Source organism: Halopseudomonas oceani, from assembly GCF_002903165.1.
In the GTDB taxonomy this organism is placed as follows: domain Bacteria; phylum Pseudomonadota; class Gammaproteobacteria; order Pseudomonadales; family Pseudomonadaceae; genus Halopseudomonas; species Halopseudomonas oceani.
This window is the reverse complement of the sequence record NZ_PPSK01000043.1, coordinates 1-5,308: the sequence shown is the minus strand read 5'-3', so window position 1 is coordinate 5,308 and position 5,308 is coordinate 1. Positions and strand designations below refer to the sequence as shown.

2 tRNA genes, 2 rRNA genes and 1 pseudogene are annotated in these 5,308 nt (G+C 51.3%); 4 read left to right on the top strand and 1 reads right to left on the bottom strand.

Annotated features, from left to right (window positions below):
- A pseudogene (locus C1949_RS19575) lies at positions 1-210 on the bottom strand (hypothetical protein); the annotation flags it as partial.
- 78 nt (positions 211-288) lie between these two features.
- On the opposite strand from C1949_RS19575, the gene C1949_RS19030 reads away from it, so the two are divergent.
- The 4 genes from C1949_RS19030 (at position 289) to C1949_RS19015 (ending at position 5,235) form a co-directional block, all read left to right on the top strand.
- Positions 289-1,825, top strand: a 16S ribosomal RNA gene (locus C1949_RS19030).
- Between the two features lie 66 nt (positions 1,826-1,891).
- Positions 1,892-1,968 (top strand) — tRNA-Ile (locus tag C1949_RS19025).
- Between the two features lie 24 nt (positions 1,969-1,992).
- Positions 1,993-2,068 (top strand) — tRNA-Ala (locus C1949_RS19020).
- A 278-nt stretch (positions 2,069-2,346) separates the two neighbouring features.
- Positions 2,347-5,235 (top strand): 23S ribosomal RNA (locus tag C1949_RS19015).
- The 16S and 23S rRNA genes sit together here with 2 tRNA genes alongside, the layout of an rRNA operon.
- The last annotated feature ends 73 nt before the right edge of the window (positions 5,236-5,308 follow it).

Sequence of the window (5,308 nt, the reverse complement as noted above, 5' to 3'; positions counted from 1 at the left end):
GGAAAGCGGAAGCTGTTTTGGGTTGTTCAAGCGGGTTTTGAAGCGGTCAAAAACTTCAAATAAAAGCTTGACAGAACATGAGGTTAGCGTAGAATGCGCGGCCTTGGTTAGGCGGAAACGCTGACCGAATCGCTCTTTAACAATTTGAATCAAGTAATTCGTGTGGGTGCTTGCTGAATGTGCTCGATGATCAGAAAGATTATCAGCCAAGCAAGTTACTCTGTGAATTCTAGAGTTTTTTGTAAAGCTGAGCCAAGTTTAGGGTTTTCTCAAAACCCAATCAGTATTTAACTGAAGAGTTTGATCATGGCTCAGATTGAACGCTGGCGGCAGGCCTAACACATGCAAGTCGAGCGGATGAAGGGAGCTTGCTCCTGGAGTTAGCGGCGGACGGGTGAGTAAAGCCTAGGAATCTGCCTGGTAGTGGGGGACAACGACTCGAAAGGGTCGCTAATACCGCATACGTCCTACGGGAGAAAGTGGGGGATCTTCGGACCTCACGCTATCAGATGAGCCTAGGTCGGATTAGCTTGTAGGTGAGGTAATGGCTCACCTAGGCAACGATCCGTAACTGGTCTGAGAGGATGATCAGTCACACTGGAACTGAGACACGGTCCAGACTCCTACGGGAGGCAGCAGTGGGGAATATTGGACAATGGGCGAAAGCCTGATCCAGCCATGCCGCGTGTGTGAAGAAGGTCTTCGGATTGTAAAGCACTTTAAGTTGGGAGGAAGGGTTGTAGTTTAATACGCTGCAATTTTGACGTTACCAACAGAATAAGCACCGGCTAACTCTGTGCCAGCAGCCGCGGTAATACAGAGGGTGCAAGCGTTAATCGGAATTACTGGGCGTAAAGCGCGCGTAGGCGGCTTGATAAGATGGGTGTGAAATCCCCGGGCTTAACCTGGGAACTGCATCCATAACTGTCTGGCTAGAGTACAGTAGAGGGTGGTGGAATTTCCTGTGTAGCGGTGAAATGCGTAGATATAGGAAGGAACACCAGTGGCGAAGGCGACCACCTGGACTGATACTGACGCTGAGGTGCGAAAGCGTGGGGAGCAAACAGGATTAGATACCCTGGTAGTCCACGCCGTAAACGATGTCTACTAGCCGTTGGAATCCTTGAGATTTTAGTGGCGCAGCTAACGCACTAAGTAGACCGCCTGGGGAGTACGGTCGCAAGATTAAAACTCAAATGAATTGACGGGGGCCCGCACAAGCGGTGGAGCATGTGGTTTAATTCGAAGCAACGCGAAGAACCTTACCTGGCCTTGACATGCAGAGAACTTTCCAGAGATGGATTGGTGCCTTCGGGAACTCTGACACAGGTGCTGCATGGCTGTCGTCAGCTCGTGTCGTGAGATGTTGGGTTAAGTCCCGTAACGAGCGCAACCCTTGTCCTTAGTTACCAGCACGTTATGGTGGGCACTCTAAGGAGACTGCCGGTGACAAACCGGAGGAAGGTGGGGATGACGTCAAGTCATCATGGCCCTTACGGCCAGGGCTACACACGTGCTACAATGGTCGGTACAGAGGGTTGCCAAGCCGCGAGGTGGAGCTAATCCCATAAAACCGATCGTAGTCCGGATTGGAGTCTGCAACTCGACTCCATGAAGTCGGAATCGCTAGTAATCGTGGATCAGAATGCCACGGTGAATACGTTCCCGGGCCTTGTACACACCGCCCGTCACACCATGGGAGTGGGTTGCACCAGAAGTAGCTAGTCTAACCTTCGGGAGGACGGTTACCACGGTGTGATTCATGACTGGGGTGAAGTCGTAACAAGGTAGCCGTAGGGGAACCTGCGGCTGGATCACCTCCTTAATCGAAAGATCTCGGCTGTTCCTCAAGCACTCACACGAATTACTTGATTCAGAAAGAAAGGCGATTGGGTCTGTAGCTCAGTTGGTTAGAGCGCACCCCTGATAAGGGTGAGGTCGGCAGTTCGAATCTGCCCAGACCCACCAATTGTCGAGGTGTAAGGTCTGAACGGGGCCATAGCTCAGCTGGGAGAGCGCCTGCCTTGCACGCAGGAGGTCAGCGGTTCGATCCCGCTTGGCTCCACCAGGACGACGCAGCACACGCCATAGATTGGAACTCAGAGTTCATATATGAACAATCAAGTAATTGATTGTTGATATCTGGTCTCTGAACCAGACGCTCTTTAAAAATTTGGATATGTGATAGAAGTACAGACACATAGCATGTATCACTGCATGTTGTGTGGCTAAGGTAAACTTGTAATCTCAAGTGCAAGTTCCGGAATTGTCGTTAATTCTGTTTTAAACCGATATCACTGAATAATCTGAGTTAAGCAATTAACTTAAGATTGTTTGGGGTTATATGGTCAAGTGAATAAGCGCATACGGTGGATGCCTTGGCAGTCAGAGGCGATGAAAGACGTGATAGCCTGCGATAAGCTTCGGGGAGGTGGCAAATGACCTTTGATCCGGAGATCTCTGAATGGGGAAACCCACCCAGCATAAGCTGGGTATCACACACTGAATACATAGGTGTGTGAGGCGAACCAGGGGAACTGAAACATCTAAGTACCCTGAGGAAAAGAAATCAACCGAGATTCCCCAAGTAGTGGCGAGCGAACGGGGACCAGCCCTTAAGCAGTTTTGAGTTTAGTAGAACGCTCTGGAAAGTGCGGCCATAGTGGGTGATAGCCCCGTATACGAAAGACTCTTAGCTGTGAAATCGAGTAGGTCGGCGCACGTGAAACGTTGACTGAACATGGGGGGACCATCCTCCAAGGCTAAATACTCCTGACTGACCGATAGTGAACCAGTACCGTGAGGGAAAGGCGAAAAGAACCCCTGTGAGGGGAGTGAAATAGAACCTGAAACCGTATGCGTACAAGCAGTGGGAGCAGACTTGTTCTGTGACTGCGTACCTTTTGTATAATGGGTCAGCGACTTATATTCAGTGGCGAGCTTAACCGTCTAGGGGAGGCGTAGGGAAACCGAGTCTTAATAGGGCGTTTAGTCGCTGGGTATAGACCCGAAACCGGGCGATCTATCCATGGGCAGGTTGAAGGTGCCGTAACAGGCACTGGAGGACCGAACCGACTACCGTTGAAAAGTTAGCGGATGACTTGTGGATAGGAGTGAAAGGCTAATCAAGCTCGGAGATAGCTGGTTCTCCTCGAAAGCTATTTAGGTAGCGCCTCGTGTATCACCACTGGGGGTAGAGCACTGTTTCGGCTAGGGGGTCATCCCGACTTACCAAACCGATGCAAACTCCGAATACCAGTGAGTGTCAGCACGGGAGACACACGGCGGGTGCTAACGTCCGTCGTGAAAAGGGAAACAACCCAGACCGTCAGCTAAGGTCCCAAAGTTATGGTTAAGTGGGAAACGATGTGGGAAGGCTTAGACAGCTAGGAGGTTGGCTTAGAAGCAGCCATCCTTTAAAGAAAGCGTAATAGCTCACTAGTCGAGTCGGCCTGCGCGGAAGATGTAACGGGGCTCAAACCATACACCGAAGCTACGGGTTCATCGTAAGATGAGCGGTAGAGGAGCGTTCTGTAAGCCTGTGAAGGTCAATTGAGAAGTTGGCTGGAGGTATCAGAAGTGCGAATGCTGACATGAGTAACGACAAAGGGAGTGAAAAACTCCCTCGCCGGAAGACCAAGGGTTCCTGCGCAACGTTAATCGACGCAGGGTGAGTCGACCCCTAAGGCGAGGCCGAAAGGCGTAGTCGATGGGAAACGGGTTAATATTCCCGTACTTCTAGTTACTGCGATGGAGGGACGGAGAAGGCTAGGCCAGCACGGCGTTGGTTGTCCGTGTTTAAGGTTGTAGGCTGGTGACTTAGGTAAATCCGGGTCGCTAAGGCCGAGAGCTGATGACGAGTGTTCTTTAGAACGCGAAGTGGTTGATGCCATGCTTCCAGGAAAAGCTTCTAAGCTTCAGGTAACTAGAAATCGTACCCCAAACCGACACAGGTGGTCAGGTAGAGAATACCAAGGCGCTTGAGAGAACTCGGGTGAAGGAACTAGGCAAAATGGCACCGTAACTTCGGGAGAAGGTGCGCCGATGAGGGTGAAGTATTTACTGCGTAAGCCCACGTCGGTCGAAGATACCAGGCCGCTGCAACTGTTTATTAAAAACATAGCACTCTGCAAACACGAAAGTGGACGTATAGGGTGTGACGCCTGCCCGGTGCCGGAAGGTTAATTGATGGGGTTAGCTTCGGCGAAGCTCTTGATCGAAGCCCCGGTAAACGGCGGCCGTAACTATAACGGTCCTAAGGTAGCGAAATTCCTTGTCGGGTAAGTTCCGACCTGCACGAATGGCGTAATGATGGCGGCGCTGTCTCCACCCGAGACTCAGTGAAATTGAAATCGCTGTGAAGATGCAGTGTATCCGCGGCTAGACGGAAAGACCCCGTGAACCTTTACTATAGCTTTGCACTGGACTTTGAATTTGTTTGTGTAGGATAGGTGGGAGGCTTTGAAGCGTGGACGCTAGTCTGCGTGGAGCCAACCTTGAAATACCACCCTGGCAACTTTGAGGTTCTAACTCTGGTCCGTTATCCGGATCGAGGACAGTGTATGGTGGGTAGTTTGACTGGGGCGGTCTCCTCCCAAAGAGTAACGGAGGAGTACGAAGGTGCGCTCAGCACGGTCGGAAATCGTGCGTAGAGTATAAAGGCAAAAGCGCGCTTGACTGCGAGACCAACACGTCGAGCAGGTACGAAAGTAGGTCTTAGTGATCCGGTGGTTCTGTATGGAAGGGCCATCGCTCAACGGATAAAAGGTACTCCGGGGATAACAGGCTGATACCGCCCAAGAGTTCATATCGACGGCGGTGTTTGGCACCTCGATGTCGGCTCATCACATCCTGGGGCTGAAGCCGGTCCCAAGGGTATGGCTGTTCGCCATTTAAAGTGGTACGCGAGCTGGGTTTAGAACGTCGTGAGACAGTTCGGTCCCTATCTGCCGTGGACGTTTGAGATTTGAGAGGGGCTGACCTTAGTACGAGAGGACCGGGTTGGACGAACCTCTGGTGTTCCGGTTGTGTCGCCAGACGCATTGCCGGGTAGCTACGTTCGGAAAAGATAACCGCTGAAAGCATCTAAGCGGGAAACTTGCCTCAAGATGAGATCTCACCGGGAGCTTGACTCCCCTAAAGGGCCGTCGAAGACTACGACGTTGATAGGTTGGGTGTGTAAGCGCTGTGAGGCGTTGAGCTAACCAATACTAATTGCCCGTGTGGCTTGACCATATAACACCCAAGCAATCTGGTGTTATCGAGCCAAACAGATTTAAACAACTTCGCGAACTTGCGAGATTGCAAA